14 protein-coding genes and 1 pseudogene are annotated in these 17,547 nt (G+C 69.7%); 10 read left to right on the top strand and 5 right to left on the bottom strand.

The window, feature by feature from the left end; all coding sequences use genetic code 11:
• Window positions 1-98: 98 nt before the first annotated feature.
• Entirely contained in the window at window positions 99-974 is an 876-nt protein-coding gene (locus KZ686_RS09505; protein ID WP_150082188.1) for a flagellar brake protein, read from the bottom strand.
• A gap of 501 nt (window positions 975-1,475) precedes the next feature.
• Between KZ686_RS09505 and KZ686_RS09500 the strand changes: the two genes are divergently transcribed.
• Both KZ686_RS09500 and KZ686_RS09495 read left to right on the top strand, forming a co-directional pair.
• The gene (locus KZ686_RS09500) at window positions 1,476-2,195 is read left to right on the top strand and encodes a FadR/GntR family transcriptional regulator (RefSeq protein ID WP_265632299.1); all 720 of its coding nucleotides are present in this window, start codon (window positions 1,476-1,478) and stop codon (window positions 2,193-2,195) included.
• Between the two features lie 94 nt (window positions 2,196-2,289).
• Window positions 2,290-3,402: pseudogene (locus KZ686_RS09495) on the top strand (NAD(P)/FAD-dependent oxidoreductase); the annotation flags it as partial.
• A gap of 115 nt (window positions 3,403-3,517) precedes the next feature.
• Here KZ686_RS09495 and aroC read toward each other — a convergent pair.
• The 3 genes from aroC to KZ686_RS09480 form a co-directional block, all read right to left on the bottom strand.
• A complete protein-coding gene (gene aroC / locus KZ686_RS09490; protein ID WP_149319247.1) occupies window positions 3,518-4,630 on the bottom strand; it encodes a chorismate synthase in 1,113 nt (370 codons plus the stop codon).
• A gap of 116 nt (window positions 4,631-4,746) precedes the next feature.
• A complete protein-coding gene (locus KZ686_RS09485; RefSeq protein ID WP_150081911.1) occupies window positions 4,747-6,654 on the bottom strand; it encodes an MFS transporter in 1,908 nt (635 codons plus the stop codon).
• 220 nt (window positions 6,655-6,874) lie between these two features.
• A complete protein-coding gene (locus KZ686_RS09480; protein ID WP_149319249.1) occupies window positions 6,875-7,321 on the bottom strand; it encodes a CBS domain-containing protein in 447 nt (148 codons plus the stop codon).
• Window positions 7,322-7,618: 297 nt separating this feature from the next.
• On the opposite strand from KZ686_RS09480, the gene KZ686_RS09475 reads away from it, so the two are divergent.
• On the top strand, window positions 7,619-8,965 hold the full coding sequence (locus tag KZ686_RS09475; RefSeq protein ID WP_149319250.1) for an O-acetylhomoserine aminocarboxypropyltransferase: 1,347 nt from the start codon (window positions 7,619-7,621) through the stop codon (window positions 8,963-8,965).
• Window positions 8,965-9,792 (top strand): alpha/beta fold hydrolase, encoded by an 828-nt coding sequence (locus KZ686_RS09470; RefSeq protein WP_265632298.1) that lies wholly within the window; start codon window positions 8,965-8,967, stop codon window positions 9,790-9,792. The genes KZ686_RS09475 and KZ686_RS09470 overlap by 1 nt, the downstream gene beginning before the upstream one ends.
• 125 nt (window positions 9,793-9,917) lie before the next feature.
• On the opposite strand, the gene KZ686_RS09465 is transcribed toward KZ686_RS09470, so the two are convergent.
• On the bottom strand, window positions 9,918-11,288 hold the full coding sequence (locus KZ686_RS09465; protein ID WP_149319252.1) for a YihY family inner membrane protein: 1,371 nt from the start codon (window positions 11,286-11,288) through the stop codon (window positions 9,918-9,920).
• Window positions 11,289-11,520: 232 nt separating this feature from the next.
• Here KZ686_RS09465 and wrbA point away from each other — a divergent pair, with 232 nt between their 5' ends.
• The 6 genes from wrbA to KZ686_RS09435 all read left to right on the top strand — a co-directional run bounded on the left by wrbA (window position 11,521) and on the right by KZ686_RS09435 (window position 17,492).
• Entirely contained in the window at window positions 11,521-12,141 is a 621-nt protein-coding gene (wrbA, locus tag KZ686_RS09460) for an NAD(P)H:quinone oxidoreductase (protein WP_265632297.1), read from the top strand.
• Window positions 12,138-12,593, top strand: a complete 456-nt coding sequence (locus KZ686_RS09455) for a DUF2069 domain-containing protein (protein WP_265632296.1) — start codon at window positions 12,138-12,140, stop codon at window positions 12,591-12,593. Before wrbA ends, KZ686_RS09455 begins: the two co-directional genes overlap by 4 nt.
• Window positions 12,594-12,641: 48 nt before the next feature.
• On the top strand, window positions 12,642-14,075 hold the full coding sequence (locus KZ686_RS09450) for an FAD-binding oxidoreductase (protein WP_149319255.1): 1,434 nt from the start codon (window positions 12,642-12,644) through the stop codon (window positions 14,073-14,075).
• A gap of 162 nt (window positions 14,076-14,237) precedes the next feature.
• Window positions 14,238-15,647, top strand: coding sequence for a selenium-binding protein SBP56-related protein (locus tag KZ686_RS09445; protein WP_265632295.1), 1,410 nt, complete (start codon window positions 14,238-14,240; stop codon window positions 15,645-15,647).
• Window positions 15,644-16,300 carry a hypothetical protein gene (locus KZ686_RS09440; RefSeq protein WP_265632294.1) on the top strand — a complete coding sequence of 219 codons (657 nt, stop codon included), beginning with the start codon at window positions 15,644-15,646 and terminating at the stop codon, window positions 16,298-16,300. Before KZ686_RS09445 ends, KZ686_RS09440 begins: the two co-directional genes overlap by 4 nt.
• 196 nt (window positions 16,301-16,496) lie before the next feature.
• On the top strand, window positions 16,497-17,492 hold the full coding sequence (locus KZ686_RS09435) for a Bug family tripartite tricarboxylate transporter substrate binding protein (protein WP_265632293.1): 996 nt from the start codon (window positions 16,497-16,499) through the stop codon (window positions 17,490-17,492).
• The last annotated feature ends 55 nt before the right edge of the window (window positions 17,493-17,547 follow it).

Raw genomic sequence — 17,547 nt, 5'->3', positions numbered from 1 at the left:
GGGCAAACACCCTCCGCAATCGCGAACGCCGCCATCCCGCGAGCGCCGGGCCCTCTCCCCAGCCCTCTCCCACGCGATGGGAGAGGATCCATTCCTCCCTACACCGGCATCCTCGCCGCCGCCAGCAGCTGCTCGTAGATATAGCAGTGCAATAGCGCGGCCTCCCTTTCCCCCAGCAGGTCGAACGCCACACCGAACGCCGGAAACTCGGCGTCGCCGTCGTCGCGCGCGGGATTGCGCGCCCACGCGTCGACCGTGATCTCGCTGTCGGTGCCCACCGTCCGCAGCACGAACCGCAGCTGCAGGCGCGTGCCGGGCGCGGGCAGCGGCGCGGCGGTCTGCACCAGCGCGCCGCCGGCGCTCAGATCCGACAGCACCGCCAGCCGCGGCGGGCTCGCCGTGTCGCCGTCCTGATGCATCAGCTGTGCCGCCAGCCGGGTCTGCACGCGCGGACTGCTGCGCACCGGCACCTGCTGTACCTCGGTCGGAACGGACAGCACCAGATAGCGGAACGGGCTGCGGCACACCGCGGTCACCGTGCAGTGGAAGCTGTAGATCGAGCGCCCGGTAAAGCCGCGCAGCAGCACCTCCTCGCCCGCCTGGAAGGTGGCATCCTTGCCGCCGAACTGCGGCCAGCTGACGAACAGCCCCTGGTCGATAAAGCCGATCAGCCGGCTCGCCGCGGCGCGGCCGCCATCGTCGGGCGCCTTGATCTGCAGCAGCGTGCCGACCTGCAGCCCGAGTGGGCCCGACGCGTGCGCGGGCACCGCGTCCGCCGGCGCGGCGTCGTCGGCCGGCAGCGAGACGGGCAGCGGATCGGGCCGGCATACCGAGCCGTGGCGAAAGACCAGCGCAACGTCGCGGCCGTCGGCGAGTACCTTGCCGCTGCCGAGCAGCAGGTTGCCCTGCCCGTCCAGCAGCGACCAGGGCAAGGGCTGGCCGACCGGCAGGTCGTTCGGTGTCAGAGGAATCATGGGCATCCCAATCTCAATGCCCACCGGCGTGGGCGACAGTGCGTAGGCGGCCGCCGGGCCGCGGCCGCGCCTTCCCGATTCCACAGCTATCGGCGCCACGCCTCAAAGGTTTAGCAACCCCCTACCTAAGGGGGATAGCGGAACGATTGGCGGGGCGGATGGCGGCGGCGCGGACGGCGGCACGGCTGGAACCGGCGGCCCGTCACCGCACCTTGACGCCGGCGCCGACAGCGGCGCGCAAGGCGGGACGGAGCGGGGCACGGCGCGCACCGGCAGCCCGTCGCCGCACCTTGACGCCGGCGCCGACAGCGGCGCGCAAGGCGGGACGGAGCGGGCACGGCGCGCACCGGCGGCCCGTCGTCCACGCCTTGACGTCGGCGCAAAGGCGGGCCAAAATCGCGCAAAAGCTGTCTGACAGCCTTACAGATTTATGCGGCGGGCCGGCTTGACGCCGATCCTCCCGTATTCACAAGCCCCGCACAAGCCGCCGGAACGCTCCACTTGGAACCGCTGACCCGCCCCTCCTCCCTGGCTTCGCGCATCGCCGATGCGATCCGCGCCGATATCGGCGCCGGCCGCTTCGTCGCCGGCGCCCGCCTGCCGGCGGAGTCCGCGCTGGCGACGGCGTTCGGCGTCAGCCGGCCGATCGTGCGCGAGGCCATCGCGCAACTGAAGGCCGACGGCGTGCTGGTCACGCGCAAGGGCTCCGGCGCCTACGTCTCCGACACGCCCGGCGGACAGGTCTGGCGGCTACGCGGCGATGGCGCCGGCGCGGACGGCGGCCCGGGCGCCGCGCCGACGCTGGCGCAGCTGTTCGAACTGCGCGTGATGGCCGAGACCGCCTGCGCGGAGCTGGCCGCGCGCCGCCGCACCGAGGCCGATCTGGCCGCGATCCACGGCGCGCTGGCCGCGATGCGCGCGCAGCGCGACGACCCGGCCAGCGCGGCGGCGGCCGACGTGGCGTTCCACCAGGCCATCGCGCAGGCGGCGCACAACCCCTGCATGGCGGGGCTGACCGATTTCGTCGGCCAGCAGTTGCTCGCCGCCCGCCGGCTGGCCTGGGAAAACGCCGCCCGCTATCGCGGCGGGCCGGGGGCGGCGGAGGAAGAACACACCGCCCTGGCCGAGGCGATCGCGGCCGGCGACGCCGGCGCGGCACGGCAAGCCGCGCGCCGGCATCTGGAAGCTGCGGCGGCGCGCATGGGGCTCGACCTGGATTGATCGACGAGACGAGCGAGCCGGAGCGCAATGACAGTCGCCGTTCCGCACCCGCCCGTCTCGACAACGCAACTCAAAGCAACGCAAGGCAGAACAAGGAAAGCAAGGCATGGAATCAGTGGATTGCGTGGTGATCGGCGCCGGCGTGGTGGGCCTGGCGGTCGCACGGGCGCTCGCCCGGCAAGGGCGCGAGGTGGTGATCCTGGAGGCGGAGAACGCCTTCGGTACGATCACCAGCGCGCGCAACAGCGAGGTGATCCACGCGGGCATCTACTACCCGGCCGGCTCGCTGAAGGCGCGGCTGTGCGTGCAGGGCAAGGCGATGCTGTACGACTATTGCCGGAGCCACCAGATCGCCCATCAGCGTTGCGGCAAGCTGATCGTCGCCACCAGCGCGGCGCAGGTCGCCACGCTCGAAGGCATTCGCGCGAAGGCGGCCGCCAACGGCGTCGACGATCTGCGCCTGCTGTCGCGCGACGAGGCGCTGGAACTGGAACCGAATCTGCAATGCGAGGCCGCGCTGCTGTCGCCGTCGACCGGCATCGTCGACAGCCACGGGCTGATGCTGGCGCTGCTGGGCGATGCCGAGCAGGCCGGCGCGATGCTGGCGGTATGTTCGCCGGTGCTGACGGGTGCGGTGACTGCCGACGGCATCGTGCTGGAAGTCGGCGGCGACACCGCGACCACGCTGCTGGCGCGCACCGTCGTCAATGCCGCGGGGCTGACTGCGCCCGAGCTGGCGCGCCGGATCGAAGGCATGCCGGCGGCGCATATCCCGCCGCAGTTCTACGCCAAGGGCTGCTATTTCACGCTGGCCGGCCGCGCGCCGTTCTCGCGGCTGATCTACCCGGTGCCCGAGGCGGCCGGCCTGGGCGTGCATCTGACGCTGGACCTGGGCGGCCAGGCTCGCTTCGGCCCGAATGTGCGATGGATCGACGAAATCGAATATGGGGTCGATCCGCACGATGCCGACAGCTTCTATGACGAGGTGCGGCGCTATTGGCCGGCGCTGGCGGACGGCGCCCTGCAGCCGGGCTATGCCGGCATCCGCCCGAAGATCAGCGGCCCGGGCGAGCCGGCCGCGGACTTCCGCATCGACGGCCCGGCCACGCATGGCGTGCCGGGGCTGGTGCACCTGTTCGGGATCGAATCGCCGGGGCTCACGGCGTCGCTGGCGATCGGGGAGGCAGTGGCGGCGATCGCGGAATAACGAACGCGCCAGATATCGGCTCCCCGCTCCCGCAAGCGGGAGAAGGGGAAAACCTCCCGCTCAGCCCTGCGCCTTGGGACTGTCTCCCAGCGGGAGACGGGGGAAACCCTGCCGCTCAGCCCTGCCCCTTCGGCGCCTGCGCCGGAATGCGCGGCGTCTCCACCCGCACGTCGCCGCATTGCGCGCGATGACGCAGCGCATGGTCCATCAGTACCAGCGCCAGCATCGCCTCGGCGATCGGCGTGGCACGGATGCCCACGCATGGGTCGTGGCGGCCGAAGGTCTCGACCGTGGCGGCCTGTCCGGCCTTGTCGATCGATTCGCGCGGGGTGCGGATGCTGGAGGTCGGCTTGATCGCCAGCGACACGGTGATGTCCTGCCCCGTCGAGATGCCGCCCAGCACGCCGCCGGCATTGTTGGTGCGGAAACCCGCCGCGGTCAGCTCGTCGCCATGGACGCTGCCGCGCTGCGCCACGCTGGCGAAGCCGGCGCCGATCTCGACGCCCTTGACCGCATTGATGCCCATCATCGCGTGCGCGATATCGGCGTCGAGCTTGTCGAACAGCGGCTCGCCCAGGCCCACCGGCACGCCGCTGGCCACCACCTCGATGCGGGCGCCGACGGAATCGCCGTCGCGGCGCAGCGCATCCATATACGTTTCCAGCTCGGGGACGATATTGGCGTCGGCGGCGAAGAACGGATTGCGCGGCACCTCGGCCCAGTCGGTGAACGGCACCTGGATCTCGCCCAGCTGCGACATATAGCCCCGGATCTCGGTGCCGTACTGCTCGCGCAGCCATTTGCGCGCGACCGCCGCGGCGGCCACCACCGGCGCGGTCAGCCGGGCCGACGAACGGCCGCCGCCGCGATGGTCGCGGATGCCGTATTTCTGCCAGTAGGTGTAATCGGCGTGGCCGGGGCGGAAGGTCTCGACGATATTGCCGTAGTCCTTGCTGCGCTGGTCGGTATTGCGGATCAGCAGGCAGATCGGCGTGCCGGTGGTCTTGCCCTCGAACACGCCCGACAGGATCTCGACCTGGTCCGGCTCCTTGCGCTGCGTGACGTGGCGCGACGTGCCCGGCTTGCGGCGGTCCAGGTCGCCCTGGATATCGGCCTCGCACAGGCTCATGCCCGGCGGGCAGCCATCGACCACCGCGCCGATGGCGGGTCCGTGCGACTCGCCGAAGGTGGTGACTGTGAAGAGCAGGCCGAGGGTATTGCCGGACATGATGAAAACCACGCAGGAATTGGGAAAGGCCTACATTGTACGGCCTGGCGTCGCGCCACGGCGCCGCCCCGCTACCCCGCTTTTCCGCTACCCCGCCGCTTGTGAGGCCGCGCCGCCTACCGCCATTCGCCGCGCAGGCCCTGCACCACCTGCTGCAGGCCTTCCGGCGTGGCCTGCGTCGGGTCGATCGGCTCGCCGACCACCAGTTCGAGCCGGCTGAGGATGCCGCGCCGGAACGGCCGCGTCATCGCCGCCCCGCCCTTGCGCGAGAAAAAGCTGCCCCACAGGCCGCGCAGCGCCATCGGCACCACCGGTACCGGCGTGCGCCGCACGATCTGCTGCACGCCCTGCTTGAACGGATTGATGTCGCCGCTGGCGGTGATCTTGCCCTCCGGGAAGATGCAGACCAGCTCGCCCCCCGCGAGCGCGCGCGCGACCTCGTCGTAGGCCTGCTTCAGCGTCTGCGGGTCTTCGTGCGCGGGCGCGATCGGAATCGCGCGCGCCTGCCGGAAGAACCAGGACAGCAGCGGTACCTGGAAGATGCGATGGTCCATCACGAAGCGCACGGGCCGCGGGCTGGCCGCCATCAGCACCACCGCATCGGCGAAGCTGACGTGATTGCAGACCAGCACCGCCGGCCCCTCGGCGGGAATCCGGTCGGCGTGGATCCGCTTGAGCCGGTACACCGTATGCACCAGGATCCAGGCGACGAAGCGCAGCAGGAATTCCGGCACCACCGAATAGATGTAGATCGCCACCACCGCATTGAGCAGCCCCACCGCCAGGAACAGCTCGGGAATGCTGTAGCCGGCGCCGGTCATCGCCATCGCCAGCAGCGCCGAGGCGATCATGAACAGGCTGTTCAGGATGTTGTTGGCGGCGATGATGCGCGCGCGATGCGTCGGCGCGCTGCGGCTCTGGATCAGCGCGTAGAGCGGCACGCTGTAGAAGCCGCCGAACATCGCCAGCAGGAACAGGTCGGCCAGCACGCGCCAGTGCGCGGGCTCGGCGATGAAGGCCGCGACGCCGCTCAGCGTGGCCGGCGCCTGGCCTCGGCTGGCGAAGTACAGGTCGATCGCGAACACCGTCATGCCGATCGAGCCGAACGGCACCAGCCCGACTTCCACATGCCGGCCCGACAGCCGCTCGCACAGCAGCGAGCCGACGCCGATGCCGACCGAGAACACCGCCAGCAGCAGCGTCACCACGCTCTGGTCGCCGCCGAGCACGGTCTTGGCGAAGGCGAAGAACGAGGTCAGGAAGGTCGCGCCGAGGAACCACAGCCAGGAGATGCCCAGCAGGCTCAGGAACACCGTGCGGCTCTCGCGCGCCAGCATCAGGTTGCGCCAGGTCTCGGTGACCGGATTCCAGTTCAGCCGCAGGTCGGGCTGGGGCGCGGGCGACAGCGGCACGCGCGAGGCGGCCACACGGCCGGCGACGGCCAGCGCCACGCACGCCGCACCGATATAGAGCGTGGCGGGGATGCCTTGCCGTGCCGCCGCCCCACCCACCGCCGCGAGCTCCCCGCCGAGCACGGTGCCGAGCAGGATCGCGACGAAGGTCCCCATCTCGACCAGCCCGTTGCCGCCGACCAGCTCGCTCTCCTGCAGATGCTGCGGCAGATAGGCGTACTTGACCGGGCCGAACAGCGTCGAATGCAGGCCCATCAGGAAGGTGGTCAGGTACAGCAGCGGCGCGCTAAACAACGCGAAGCCCGCCAGTCCGACCAGCATGATGGCGATCTCCAGCGATTTGACGAAGCGGATCAGCCGCGACTTCTCGATCTTGTCGGCAATCTGCCCGCTGGTCGCCGAGAACAGCACGAACGGCGCGATGAAGATCGCCGAGATCAGGAAGGCCGCGCTGGCGCCGTCCACGCCCTCGAAGCGCGCGGTCTGGTAGGTCACCAGCGAGGTGAACGCGACCTTGAACACGTTGTCGTTCATCGCGCCCAGGAACTGGGTCCAGAAGAACGGCGCAAAGCGGCGCTCGCGCAGCAGGCGGGACTGGCTCGATTGGCTCATGGAACGGGCTGGGGTGCGGGAATGGCGCGGGGAAATGGTACGACAGACTGCGCGAAGAGCGGCGCGAAGGGCGGCGCGAAAGGCCGCGCCGGGGACGGCGCAAGGGACAGCGCGGCAAGCGCGATCGACTCCGCGGGCGCGGGGATCGGAATCGGGGGCGGCTGGAATCCGGCGGGCGGCACCGTCACGGTCCGCCCGCGCTCCGCGAGATGGCTCTGGCTCAGCTGGCCTTCTCTTCCGGCCAGTCGCGGATATAGGCCTTCAGCATGCGGTTCTCGAAGCTCTGCTCCTCGACCACCGCCTTGGCCACGTCGTAGAACGAAATCACGCCCATCAGCGTGCGGCTGTCGAGCACCGGCATATAGCGGGCATGGCGCTCCAGCATCATGCGGCGGACCTCGTTGACGTCGGTCTCGGGCGTGCAGGTCAGCGGCGCGTCGTCCATCACGCGGCGGATCGTCGTGTTGCCGACATTGCCGTTGTTCGAGGCCAGCGTCTGGATGATCTCGCGGAAGGTCAGCATGCCGACCAGCTCGCCGTACTCCATCACCACCAGCGAGCCGATGTCGCGCTCGGCCATCGTGGTGACCGCCTCCAGCAGTGACGTGTCCGGCTTGACGGTATAGAGCGTATTGCCCTTGATCTGCAGGATGTCGCTGACTTTCATAATGGTCTCCCCTCGATGATGCCGGTGCGGCGGGCGGCGGGCATCGCCGGCCCCAGGCGCCCGAACCGCGTGGCGGCGCAGGCCTTGCGCGCCATCCGCGATAGATGGGCCGATGCTAGCCGAAAGCGGGCGCCCAAGTAAAGCCGGGGCCCTGCGGCGAGGCGGTCCGCCGCGAGCAGGCCAATGCTACGATGCAGGCCGGCACATCCGCATGCCGCCGCACGCCCGCACTGCGGAACCGTGCCGTTGCCGGCCGCTGTCAGACCGCTTCGCTGGAACCACGATTCGATAGAGACCATGTCCGATACCCGTTTCGATACCCTCGCGCTGCACGCCGGCGCCGCGCCCGACCCCGCCACCGGGGCGCGCGCCACGCCGATCCACCTGACCACCTCCTTCGTGTTCCGCGACAGCGAGCACGCGGCCTCGCTGTTCAATATGGAACGCGCCGGCCATGTGTATTCGCGCATCTCGAATCCGACCGTGGCCGTGTTCGAGGAGCGCGTGGCCGCGCTGGAGAACGGCGTCGGCGCGATCGCCACGGCCTCGGGCCAGGCCGCGCTGCATCTGGCGATCGCCACGCTGATGGGCAGCGGCTCGCATATCGTCGCCTCGTCGGCGCTGTACGGCGGCTCGCACAACCTGCTGCACTACACGCTGCGCCGTTTCGGCATCGAGACCACCTTCGTGCAGGCGCGCGACATCGACGCGTGGCGCGCCGCAATCCGCCCGGAGACCCGCCTTCTGTTCGGCGAGACGCTGGGCAATCCGGGCCTGGACGTGCTCGACATCCCGACGCTGGCCCAGCTCGGCGACGAACATGGCATTCCGCTGCTGGTCGACTCGACCTTCACCACGCCCTATCTGCTGCAGCCGTTCGCGCATGGCGCGGCGCTGCTCTACCACTCGGCGACCAAGTTCCTCGGCGGCCATGGCACCACCATCGGCGGCGTGCTGGCCGAGGGCGGCAACTTCGATTTCGAGGCATCCGGGCGTTTTCCCGAGCTGTCCGAGCCGTATGCGGGTTTCCACAACATGGTCTTCACCGAGGAAAGCACCGTCGCGCCCTTCCTGCTGCGCGCGCGCCGCGAGGGCCTGCGCGACTTCGGCGCCTGCATGAATCCGATGGCCGCGTGGCAGCTGCTGCAGGGCATCGAGACGCTGCCGCTGCGGATGGCACGCCATGTCGACAACGCGCGCCGCGTGGTGCAGTTCCTGGTCTCGCATCCGATGGTCGAGTCGGTGGCCTACCCCGAGCTCGAGTCGCACCCCGACCACGCGCTCGCCAGGCGGCTGCTGCCGCGCGGCTGCGGCGCGGTATTCAGCTTCAATCTGAAGGGCGACCGCGCCGCCGGCCAGCGCTTCATCGAGAGCCTGACGCTGTTCTCGCATCTGGCCAATGTCGGCGACGCGCGCTCGCTGGTGATCCATCCCGCCTCCACCACGCACTTCCGCATGGATGCCGCGGCGCTGCGCTCGGCCGGCATCGCCGAGGGCACGATCCGCTTGTCGATCGGCCTGGAGGACCCGGACGACCTGATCGACGATCTGAAGCGCGGGCTGAAGGCGGCGCAGAAGTCGATGGAGAAAGGCGGAGGCAGCAGCAACGCCGCCGCCAACAAGAGCAACGGAGGGAAAGCCTGATGTATCTGAACATCGATGGCCAGCGGGCCTACGCCTATACCGGCGGCAAACCCTTCGATCCCGCCCTGCCCTGCGCCGTGTTCGTGCATGGCGCGCAGAACGACCACAGCGTCTGGGGCCTGCAGACGCGCTGGTTCGCGCATCACGGCTTCTCCGTGCTGGCGGTGGACCTGCCCGGCCACAACCGCAGCGAGGGGCCGCCGCTGGCGAGCGTCGAGCAGATGGCCGACTGGGTCGCCGCGCTGCTGCGCGCGGCCGGCGTCACGGCACCCGCGCTGGTGTTCGGCCACAGCATGGGCTCGCTGATCGCGCTCGAATGCGCGGCGCGCCATGCCGAGGCGGTGCGCGCGATCGGCCTGCTGGCGACCGCCTATCCGATGAAGGTCTCGGACGCGCTGCTCGATGCCGCGCAGAACCGCGAGCACGAGGCCATCGCGATGGTCAATGCGTGGTCGCATTCGAGCCTGGCCAACAAGCCGTCGGCGCCGGGTCCGGGCTTCTGGATGCATGGCGTCGGCCAGCGCCTGATGGAACGGGTCGGGCGCCGCAATCCGCAGGCCCAGGTCTTCCATACCGACTTCGCTGCCTGCAACGCCTACGCCAACGGCGAGCGCGCCGCGGCGGGCCTGCAATGTCCGGCGCTGGTCGTGATCGGCAGCAAGGACATGATGACGCCGGCCCGCTCGGCCCGCGCACTGGCGGCGAGCATGCCGCGCGCCAGCGTGGTGGAAATGCCGTGCGGCCACGCGATCATGGGGGAAAAGCCCGATGAGGTGCTGGACGCGCTGGCGGGCTTTGCGCGGCGCGTGATGGCGAATCGCGACTAAGCAAGCGCGCTCGCGCTGCGGCCAGCGGGAGCGGTGAGCCAGTGGCTTCAAAAGACGCTGGCTTCCCGCTCTCGCGGGAATGACGCGGTCGCCGGCGCCCCCGCTTCGGCGCGCCGAAGCGCCGCTCAGACCTGCCCGTGCCAGCCGGGCGGGACCACCTCCAGCGTGCGGCGCTGCCCCTCCGGCGCTGGAGTTTGCGGGGTCTGCGGCGGCGATGCGGCGCCGGGCTCGAAGATCTCCTGCAGCGTCTTGTCGAGCATCGGGTTCTCCAGCACGCCGCGCAACGCGTCCGCGCCATTGAGCAGCTGCGCCACCGCGGTGCGTGGCAGGCGCGGCAGGTTCAGCACCAGCCGGTCGTGCAGCAGGCGCAGCGGCACGCGCGCCGGGTCGCACAGCAGCGCCCAGTGCGCCTGGCCGCGATGGTGCTGCAGCTTGCCGACCAGATGCATCGCATCGAGCTTGCCCAGCAGCACGGCCAGGTAGTCGGCCTCGACCCGCAGCTTGCGGCCGAGATCCAGTTCACCGACGCTGCGCGGCGCCTGTTCGCGCGCGCGGTACAGCACGTACAGCACGCCCAGCGCATCGTAGAACTCGCTGCCGGCAAAGGTGCGGCGGCGCCAGTAGCCCTGCCGCACCACCGGCAGGTTGGCGGCGATGGTGGCGCCCAGCAGCGTCACCAGCCAGCTCAGGTAGATCCATAGCAGGAAGATCGGCAGCGCGGCAAAGGTGCCGTAGACCGCGGTATAGGTGGGGAAACGCGTGATGAAATAGCCGAAGCCGCGCTTGGACAGTTCGAAGGCAAGCGCCGCCACCAGCCCCGCGGCGATCGCGTCGCGCCATTCGACATAGGCATTCGGCACCGCCGTATAGAGCAGCGCGAAGGCGATCGCCGACAGCAGCACCGGCGCAAGACTGACGGCAAAGCCGACGCCGAACGGCATCGTGCCGACATAGCCGGCGGAGATCGAGATCAGGTACGAGCTGATCGACAGGCTGCCGCCGATCAGCACAGGGCCGCAGGTCAGCACCGCCCAGAACACCAGCACGCGCTGTGCGAAGCGCCGCTTCTGCTTGACGCGCCAGATCGCGTTGAGCGCGTCCTCCACCGTCAGCATGGTCAGCACCGCGGTGACCATCAGGCCGACGAGACCCACCGCGGTCAGGCCCTTGGCATTGCGCGCGAACTGGCTGACATAGCCGGTGATCGAATCGGTCAGGTTGCCCGGAATCAGGTTCTGGAACAGGAAGCCTTCGATCGCGTTGCGGAAGTTCGCGAACATCGGAAAGGCGGCGAGCAGCGCGAACGCGACCGTCAGCACCGGCACCACCGACAGCACGGTGGTGAAGGTCAGGCTGGCCGCGACCTGCGGCAGACGGTCCTCGCCGGCGCGCCGCGCGGCATAGCGCAGCAGCGCGCGCAGCTTCTGCCAGTTCCATTCGCGGCGCAGGCGCGCGATACGGTTGGTGCAGCGGGACAGCAGGCTGGGATGGGACATGCGAGGCAAACTCCAGGGCGGCGGGCGCCGAGCCCGCCACTATAATACGCCGGTTGCATCGCACGCGATGCTCGAGCCGCCAGAGCAAAGCGGCCACGGCCCCGCGAGCCGAGGCCCTTTCGTGGCTAGACCCGTGGCTAGACCCGTGCCTTGACCCACGCCTGACACGCGCCCTGGCCGGCTCCGCTGCGCGCTCCCTGCCGCTCCTTTGTCGCCTTCCTCCCGCGCCCCTATGTCCGACATCCTGGTCCTCTACTACAGCCGCCACGGCAGCACCCGCAAGCTCGCCGAGCTGATCGCGACCGGCATCGACAGCGTGCCCGGCGCCCACGCGCGGCTGCGCACGGTGCCGCCGGTGTCGACGGTGTGCGAGGCCACCGCGCCGGATATCCCGGCCGATGGCCCGCCCTATGTCGAGCTGCGCGACCTGCACGAGTGCATCGGCCTGGCGCTCGGCAGCCCGACCCGCTTCGGCAACATGGCCGCGCCGATGAAGTACTTCCTCGACGGCACCATCGCCGAGTGGCTGTCTGGCACGCTGACCGGCAAGCCTGCCTGCGTGTTCACGTCGACCGGCAGCCTGCATGGCGGCCAGGAGACCACGCTGCTGTCGATGATGCTGCCGCTGCTGCATCACGGCATGCTGGTGATGGGGCTGCCCTACAGCGAGCGCGGCCTGATGACCACCGTGGGCGGCGGCACGCCCTATGGTCCTAGCCACCACGCGCTCGGCGACAACAGCCGGCCGGTCAGCGAAGACGAATCGGCGCTGGCGATCGCGATGGGCAAGCGGCTGGCGCAGACCGCGCTGCGGCTTGCGCAGAACACCCCTGCCAACGGAGCCGCGCGATGAGCGCCACCGACGCCCGCGACGATGCCGCGCTGCACAGCCCGCTGCTGTACCGCCTGAGCATCGCCAGCCTGCTCGCGCTGATCGTGCTGTCGATCGCCTGGGAGTGGTTCCTGGCGCCGCTGCGGCCGGGCGGCTCCTGGCTGATTATCAAGTTCCTGCCGCTGCTGCTGCCGTTGCGCGGCATGCTGACGCGCAACCGCTATACGATGCAGTGGTCGTCGATGCTGATCCTGCTGTATTTCACCGAAGGGGTCGTGCGCGCCACCAGCGACCGCGCGCCGTCGTCGTGGCTGGCATGGTGCGAGGTGGCGCTGACGCTGCTGTTCTTCTTCGCGACCATCTTCTATCTGCGCCCGTACAAGCGCCGCGCGCGGGCTCAGACCCGCGCGCCCGAGTCTGCCCGGAACAAGGCCAATGCCGACGCGGCGGCTTCCCCGCCAACGCGGCGGTGAAGCGCCACGCCTTCCCTTTCCACGTCTCCTCCGAATCCACCGCACGCCATGACGCAAGCCCCGACCGACGCCCGCCTCCACTCCTTCCTGTCGCTGTGCCGCGCCGCGCTGGGGCCGACACATGTGCTGACCGAAGCCGAGGACACGGCGGCCTACCTGACCGACTGGCGCCGCCGCTATACCGGCGAAGCCCTGGCCGTGCTGCTGCCGGGCACCACCGAGGAAGTGGCCGCGGCGGTGCGCGCCTGCCATGCGCACCAGATCGCGATCGTGCCGCAGGGCGGCAACACCGGCCTGTGCGGCGGCGCCACGCCGGACGCCTCGCAGCCGTCGGTGGTGCTGTCCCTCAAGCGCCTGAACCGCATTCGCCAGGTCGATCCGCTGAACAACACGATCACCGTCGAGGCCGGCGCGATCCTGCAGCAGGTCCAGCAGGCGGCCAGCGAGCACGACCGCCTGTTCCCGCTGAGCCTGGCCGCGGAAGGCAGCTGCACCATCGGCGGCAATCTGGCCACCAATGCCGGCGGCACCGGCGTGCTGCGCTATGGCAATACGCGCGAGCTGTGCCTGGGGCTCGAGGTCGTGACCGCCAGCGGCGAGGTCTGGAACGGCCTGCGCGGCCTGCGCAAGGACAACACCGGATACGACCTGCGCGACCTGTTCATCGGCGCGGAAGGCACGCTCGGCGTGATCACCGCGGCCGTGATGAAGCTGTACCCCGCGCCTCGGGCGCGCGTGACCGCGCTGGCCGCCGTCGAGGACCCGCGCGCCGCGCTGGCGCTGCTGGCGCTGGCGCAGCGCCACGCCGGCGCGATGCTGACAGGCTTCGAGCTGATGTCGGCGATGTGCCTGGCGCTGGTGACGCGCCACTATCCGCAACTGCGCTATCCGTTCGACCGGCCGCATCCGCAGGTCGTGCTGCTGGAGCTGTCGGACAGCGAAAGCGCCGAGCATGCGCGCGCCACCTTCGAGACGCTGATGGAAGCGGCCTTCGAGGCCGGCATCGTCGCCGATGCCGTGGTGGCCGAATCGGTGCAGCAGTCGCGCGACTTCTGGAATCTGCGCGAGCACATTCCGCTGGCGCAGGTCGAGGAAGGCAAGAACATCAAGCACGACATCGCGGTACCGATCTCGCGCATCGGCGACTTCATCGCCAGCACCGACGCGCAGCTGCAGGCCGCATTCCCGGGCGTGCGCATGGTGACCTTCGGCCATCTGGGCGACGGCAACCTGCACTACAACGTGTCGCCCCCGGCGGGACAGGACCACGATGCCTTCCTGGCTCACCAGGACGCGATCAACCGCATCGTCCACGACAGCGTGCATGCGCACGGCGGCTCGATCTCGGCCGAGCATGGCCTCGGCCAGCTCAAGCGCGAGGAGAATCGGCGCTACAAGAGCGAGGTCGAGCTGGCGATGATGCGGGCAATCAAGCAGGCGCTGGACCCGCTCGGGCTGATGAATCCGGGCAAGGTGGTGTGAGGCCCGGCGGCGATCGGCTTGCCCGCGTCAGACGCTGCAGAAGACACATAAGCTCATTCGAAATCGTTCGTAGCGGCAGGCCCGCCTTTCGTTGACGCCCCTTTCGCCGCGACCTAGTGTAGATAGGTTCGCGCGGCATATCCGTGCCAGGAGGGGCATTCCATGAGCCTGCGGCCAGATCCCACATTCCACGCCTCGCCGGCACTGGCGATGCAGGCGCCGCCCGAGGAGTACGCCTACACGGTGATGCTGAGCCCGGATGCCTCGCAGCCCGATGCGCTGGCCGTCATCGACGTCAAGCCTGGCTCGCCGACCTACAGCCAGGTGGTGCATACGGTGCCGATGACCCACCGCGGCGACGAACTGCACCACTTCGGCTGGAATGCCTGCTCGTCGGCGCTGTCCCCGCTGACGGGGCACGCGTTTCTCGAACGGCGCTTCCTGATCATCCCCGGCATGCGCTCGTCGCGCATCTATATCGTCGATACGAAACCGCATCCGACCCAGGCGGCGATCCACCGCGTGATCGAACCGGACGAGATCTTCCGCAAGACCGGCTATTCGCGGCCGCACACCGTGCACTGCGGTCCCGAGGGGATCTACGTGAGCACGCTCGGCGGCGGCGGCCACGACGGAACGGACGGCGCGCCCGGCATCTTCATCATGGATTGCGAGACCTTCGACGTGCTGGGGCGCTGGGAGATCGACCGCGGCCCGCAGGACAAGCACTACGACTTCTGGTGGAACCTGCCGCGCGACTACATGGTGTCGAGCGAATGGGCGCTGCCGCCGCAGTTCGAGAACGGCCTGGTGCCCGAGGACCTGCTGTCCAATCGCTACGGCCACCGCCTGCATTTCTGGGACCTGCGCGCGCGGCGCAACGTGCAGACCATCGACCTCGGCGCCCAGCATCAGATGGCGCTCGAAGTGCGCCCCGCCCACGACCCGGTGCGCGAATACGGCTTCGTCGGCGTGGTGGTCGACACCACCAATCTGGAAGGATCGATCTGGACGTGGTGGCGCGAGGACGGGCAATTCCACGTCGAGAAGACCGCGACGATTCCGGCCGAACCGGCCGCGGCGGATCTGCTGCCGCCGCTGCTGCAGGCGTTCGGCGCGGTGCCGCCGCTGGTGACCGACATCGACCTGTCGCTCGACGACCGCTTCCTCTACGTTTCCTGCTGGGGCACCGGCGAGATGCGCCAGTACGACGTCACCGATCCGCGCAAGCCCACGCTGACCGGATCGGTCCATCTCGGCGGCATCGCGCGCCGCACGCCGCATCCGAACGGCAAGGCGTTCGCGGCGGGACCGCAGATGGTCGAAATCAGCCGCGACGGCCGCCGCGTCTACTGGTCCAATTCGCTCTATTCGAGCTGGGACAACCAGTTCTATCCCGACGGCGTGCCAGGGGCCCAGGTCATGGCGCATGCCGACCCCGACGGCGGCCTGACGCTGGCCGACGACTTCTGGGTCGAGTTCCCCGCGGGCTACCGCGCCCATCAGATCCGCCTCGAAGGCGGCGACTGCTCGACCGATTCGTTCTGCTATCCCTCCGTCGGCCCGCGATGACGTGGGAACAGGCCGGCCTGTGGACCGGCGTGCTGGTCAGCGGCCTGTATCACGGCCTGAGCCCCGCGATGGGCTGGCCGCTCGCCGTGTCGAACGGGCTGATGGCGCGGCGCGACGACGCCGTGTTCGCCGCGCTCGGCTATCTGGGCCTCGGTCACGCCGGCGCGGTGATGGCCCTGACGCTGCCGTTCGGCCTGCTCGCGTCGCTGGCGGCCTGGCAGCGCGAGATCCGCTTCGTCGCCGCCGCCCTCGTGATCGGCTATGGCATCGCGCTGCTGGCGCGGCGGCGCCATGCGCGCGCGCTCGCCCGCATCCCGCCGTCGCGGCTGGCGCTGTGGTCCTTCGCGATCGCGCTGGCCCATGGGGCGGGGCTGATGCTGGTGCCGCTCTATCTCGGCCTCTGCGGCACCGCGGCCGGCACGGGCCATCAGGCCGCGGCCTCGCTCGCCTTCGGCAACGCCGGCATGGCCGTGCTCGTCGCGCTGGTCCACACCGCGGCGATGATCGCCGGCGGCGGCGCGATGGCGTGGGTCGCCTATCGCCACGTCGGCCTCGTACTCGTATCGCGCAGCTGGCTCAATACCGATGCCGCCTGGGCGTTGAGCCTCGTGCTGGTGGGAGCGATGTCGCTGATGGCGGCGACGGCGCGCTGAACGTACCTGCATGCCGAACGCGCCGGCGCAGCCGAAAGGTGTAGCGCAACGGGCTCCCCTTCCCACACCAGAATTTTCATCCAATGAAAATCTGATCGCTTCGTTTGACGCTGCTTTCGGCGCCGCCCTACCCTGTGCCGCACAGAGTTTCCATTGACGAAACCAGCGTGCGCCTTGGCGCCGAGGAGACAAACCGATGAAGCGTCATTCTTCTGCGCGGCGCGCCCTGCTCGCCGCGATGGCGGTGCTGTGCGGCGCGGCCGTTCCCGCGATGTCGGCCATCGCCGCCGAGGCCTTCCCCAGCCGGCCCATTCGCCTGATCGTGCCGTTCACGCCGGGCGGCACCACGGACATCCTGGCGCGGCTCGTCGCGCAGAAGGCCGGCGAGGTACTGGGGCAGCCGATGGTGGTCGAGAACCGTCCCGGTGCGGGCGGCAACATCGGCGCGGAGGCGGCCGCGCGCAGCGCCGCCGACGGCTACACGCTGCTGATGGGCACGCTCGGCACGCAGGTCACCAACCAGTTCATCTATCCGCGCATGCCGTACGACAGCGCCAAGGACTTCGCGCCGGTGACGCTGGTCGCCAATTCGCCGAACGTGCTGCTGGTCAACGGCACGCTGCAGGCCAACTCCATCGGCGAGCTGATCGCGCTGGCAAAGCGCGAGCCCGGCAAGATCAACTACGCGTCGACCAGCACCGGCGGCTCGCCACATCTGTCCGGCGAGCTGCTGACCATGATGGCCGGCGTCAGGATGCAGCACGTGCCGTACAAGGGCGCGGCGCCCGCGATGACGGACCTGCTGGCCGGTCAGGTCAACCTGATGTTCGACAACCTGCCGTCCGCGCTGGCGCAGATCCAGGGCGGCAAGATCAAGGCGCTGGCCGTCACCGGCGTCAAGCGTGCCTCGGTGCTGCCGTCGGTGCCGACGGTGCGTGAATCGGGGTTGCCGGACTACGAGGTCAATTCGTGGTTCGGCCTGCTGGCGCCGGCAGGCACGCAGCCCGAGCGCGTGCGCCAGCTGCAGCAGGCCGTCGACAAGGTGCTGGCGATGCCGGACGTGCGCAAGCGCATCCAGGAACTCGGCGCCGAACCCGGCGGCGAGGGCTCGGCGGCCTTCGCGGCGCAGATCAAGGCGGATACCGACAAGTGGTCGCGCGTGATTCGCAGCGCGGGGATCAAGGCGCAATGAGCGTGCTGCACGTATCGGACGTACCGCACGTACTGCACGTACCGCACGTCGTGCA

The organism is Cupriavidus cauae, assembly GCF_026210475.1.
GTDB classification, from domain to species: domain Bacteria; phylum Pseudomonadota; class Gammaproteobacteria; order Burkholderiales; family Burkholderiaceae; genus Cupriavidus; species Cupriavidus cauae.
The sequence above is the reverse complement of the archived record's forward strand: the minus strand, read 5'-3'. Positions and strand labels throughout refer to the sequence as shown.

What these genes read in the sequence shown, in the direction of transcription:
- KZ686_RS09485 (WP_150081911.1), bottom strand. Translation starts at nt 6,654, where the DNA reads ATGAGCCAATCGAGCCAGTCCCGCCTGCTGCGCGAGCGCCGCTTTGCG.
- KZ686_RS09475 (WP_149319250.1), top strand. Translation starts at nt 7,619, where the DNA reads ATGTCCGATACCCGTTTCGATACCCTCGCGCTGCACGCCGGCGCCGCG.
- wrbA (WP_265632297.1), top strand. Translation starts at nt 11,521, where the DNA reads ATGTCCGACATCCTGGTCCTCTACTACAGCCGCCACGGCAGCACCCGC.
- KZ686_RS09470 (WP_265632298.1), top strand. Translation starts at nt 8,965, where the DNA reads ATGTATCTGAACATCGATGGCCAGCGGGCCTACGCCTATACCGGCGGC.
- aroC (WP_149319247.1), bottom strand. Translation starts at nt 4,630, where the DNA reads ATGTCCGGCAATACCCTCGGCCTGCTCTTCACAGTCACCACCTTCGGC.
- KZ686_RS09445 (WP_265632295.1), top strand. Translation starts at nt 14,238, where the DNA reads ATGAGCCTGCGGCCAGATCCCACATTCCACGCCTCGCCGGCACTGGCG.
- KZ686_RS09450 (WP_149319255.1), top strand. Translation starts at nt 12,642, where the DNA reads ATGACGCAAGCCCCGACCGACGCCCGCCTCCACTCCTTCCTGTCGCTG.
- KZ686_RS09505 (WP_150082188.1), bottom strand. Translation starts at nt 974, where the DNA reads ATGATTCCTCTGACACCGAACGACCTGCCGGTCGGCCAGCCCTTGCCC.
- KZ686_RS09455 (WP_265632296.1), top strand. Translation starts at nt 12,138, where the DNA reads ATGAGCGCCACCGACGCCCGCGACGATGCCGCGCTGCACAGCCCGCTG.
- KZ686_RS09440 (WP_265632294.1), top strand. Translation starts at nt 15,644, where the DNA reads ATGACGTGGGAACAGGCCGGCCTGTGGACCGGCGTGCTGGTCAGCGGC.
- KZ686_RS09435 (WP_265632293.1), top strand. Translation starts at nt 16,497, where the DNA reads ATGAAGCGTCATTCTTCTGCGCGGCGCGCCCTGCTCGCCGCGATGGCG.
- KZ686_RS09465 (WP_149319252.1), bottom strand. Translation starts at nt 11,288, where the DNA reads ATGTCCCATCCCAGCCTGCTGTCCCGCTGCACCAACCGTATCGCGCGC.
- KZ686_RS09480 (WP_149319249.1), bottom strand. Translation starts at nt 7,321, where the DNA reads ATGAAAGTCAGCGACATCCTGCAGATCAAGGGCAATACGCTCTATACC.